The 2,713-nt window shown below is 45.4% G+C and carries 1 protein-coding gene; it reads left to right on the top strand.

From position 1 onward, the window contains the following. Window positions 1-28: 28 nt before the first annotated feature. Complete coding sequence (locus H6G26_RS40745) at window positions 29-2,617, top strand: plasmid replication protein, CyRepA1 family (protein WP_347242608.1); 2,589 nt, start codon at window positions 29-31, stop codon at window positions 2,615-2,617. The last annotated feature ends 96 nt before the right edge of the window (window positions 2,618-2,713 follow it).

The raw sequence follows: 2,713 nt of genomic DNA, 5'->3' as shown, positions 1-2,713 counted from the left end.
GCGCTATAACGTTTCCGATATTCAAAGAGTGCTTTTTGCAAAACGTGGGAAAAAGCTAAAAGTTAAAAGTCGAAAGAACTCTGCTTTTGGCAATGGCGCTCTCTTGCCTTCGCTATTGCAACTAGGACAATACCAGGGAACGCTAACGCAAATCGCCCAGTTTAGTTCCTTTTTAGGACTGTGCAGAAAAAGTATACTCAATCCCCTAATATTTTGGTCATGGGTAAAGCAGCACAAACTGAATTTCATCGGCTCTCAGCAGAAAGATTTACAAATCAGCTTCTGGGAGTGGATAAAGCAACATCCAGAGATTCCAGTTATCTTATGCGAGGGTGAGAAGAAAGCCGGTTGCTTGCTATCTTTGGGGTTTGTAGCGATCGCACTCCCAGGCATTTGGAACGGGCGCGTGGGCCAACAAGATTTTGATGAACGGTTGCATCCTGACTTAGTACCAATCGCTCAGGCGGGACGCAAGTTCATTATATTATTTGATTACGAAACTTCTTCTAAAACCAGGTGGTCAGTTTACCAAGCAACTGTTCGCACAGCAAAAGCAATTGAGTCTGCTGGTTGTGAATGTGAAGTGGCATTGTTGCCAGGCCCAGAGAAAGGTGTTGATGATTTCGTGGTAGCCAGGAGCGAAGATGCCAATATCCTACTAACTGCTCTAGTAGACGATGCCAAATCACTTGCCGATTACCAGCGCTCGTATCGAGCTAAGAAATGGGGACTCTCTAAGTACCAGCCGGATGTCACAGTCAATATTAAATATTTGACCCAAGCACTCTGCATTCGGGATCTGGAGGAAAAATGTTCATCCGCTCCGCCACTTTACGAGCTTGGACTTGAAAAATTATTCAGTCCAAATCTGATAGCTACGGACTGCAATTTGGATACTGGGGTTAGGGAAAATGTTGACTTGATAGATTCTGACTGCCCTGGCCCCAAACCCAGTACCCAAAATCCCAAAAAATATTTCCGTTTTCCAGACCTCGGACTAGTTGTACTCTGGAGCGATATGGGAACTGGGAAAACCGAGTTAATGCGCTGGTGGCGTGACCAAAATCCTAATGCTCGGTTCCTCAACAATGGACATCGGGTTAATCTCCTAAAAAATCTTGCCCAACGGTTGCAGACGGCGATGTATTCAGACTTGGGTTACACAGGTTTAGCTCAAGCTCAAGCCCTTAGTATTACTATTGACAGCTTGCACAAACTCAACACCCAAGCCCTCACTTACGGCTGCATATTTATTGATGAGGCTTGCCAGTATCTCACGCACCTACTACACAGTAATACTTGTAAACAGCACCGTGCAGCAATTTTGGAAGTACTGGAATATATAGTATACAACGCGCCACTGGTCGTCATCGCTGATGCACACATGGATGATCTTACTGTCAACTTTTTTCTTGCAATGCGACCAGTAGGTGAAGTACCTTACATCATCAAAAACGAGTGGCGAAATGGCTCACGCACAATCTACTGGTATGAGGGGGATAATTCCAGTGCCATAGTCGCGCAGATTTCGGCGGCACTAATGCAAGGTCTGAAAATCATGGTAGTTAGCGACTCCAAGCGTTTCATCAAGAAACTCGACAAGTCTTTTACTATCAAATGCGAACAATCTAACTCCAAAAAATCCCATACACCACAAAAATGGCGTATCTGGTCTATTCACTCTGATAATTCTGGCAGTGAAGAAAATGTCGCGTTTATTAAAGATATCACCAACGCTGTGAAAAACTTCGATGCTTTGTTCACTTCCCCTAGCCTGGGAACTGGTGTCGATATTTCGGAGTATCATTTTGATTTGGTGTTTGGTGTGTTTCACGGCGTAAGTCAGACAGCTACCGAATGCGCCCAGCAGCTGTACCGCTATCGCCCGAAAGTTCCGTTTCATATTTGGGTGGCCCCGCGCCCCCCATTTGGTTACAAAGATACCAATGCTACCAAAATCAAAGAACGCCTCCTCCAAACCAACGAGGTAACAGCTTTTCTGTTGCGGATCGACCGTAAAACAGGCTTAAGGGGTGCAGAGAAAGATTGGGCACTTGAGGCTTACTGCCAAATCCAGGCTAACCGCCACTATTCTCTGAATAATTTGCGTGATGATTTGCGATCGCTCCTCACTGAAATGGGCAATACATTTATATGTATGGGCAGTGATGATGATGACCAATCTCTTGAACGCATGAAAAATGCTGCGGCTGCTTTGGACACTGCCCATTATTCGGCTGTTGCCAAGGCTAACAATATTACAGCCAGTGAGTACCGCGCCCGTCAAAGCAAAGATTACCTTGACCCTAGCGAAATTTTTGAATGTGAAAAGTTTCGTATCTTTGACTCCTACGGCATCGAAGTAACAGAATCACTCGTAGAAATGGATAAAGGTGGTCGATTAATAGGAGCAATCGCTGGACTTGAGGCAATTTTAGCAAAGCCTGATGAATCAATTGTTGACCCCAAAACTGGGCGAACTTATCCCACCCCGCCCCAAATTGTCACCCAAAAAGACCGCAGCGAACGCGACAATTTACCTTTGTGCATCGACTGGGGCAATTATTCGGCGCGGTGGCTAGCACGGTTTAACCTGGGGCTGCATCAAATTCCTTAGGGGGCTACAAAAAGGGCTAGGATGCAGATAGAATAAGCCTCATCGCTCTTTCTCCTTGTTGGTAGTAAGGACGTTTATTAGGACTGAGTGTCAATA

The organism is Nostoc sp. FACHB-888 (assembly GCF_014696655.1).
In the GTDB taxonomy this organism is placed as follows: domain Bacteria; phylum Cyanobacteriota; class Cyanobacteriia; order Cyanobacteriales; family Nostocaceae; genus Nostoc.
Note: the sequence above shows the minus strand (reverse complement) of the source record. Positions and strands in the feature narration are given on the sequence as shown.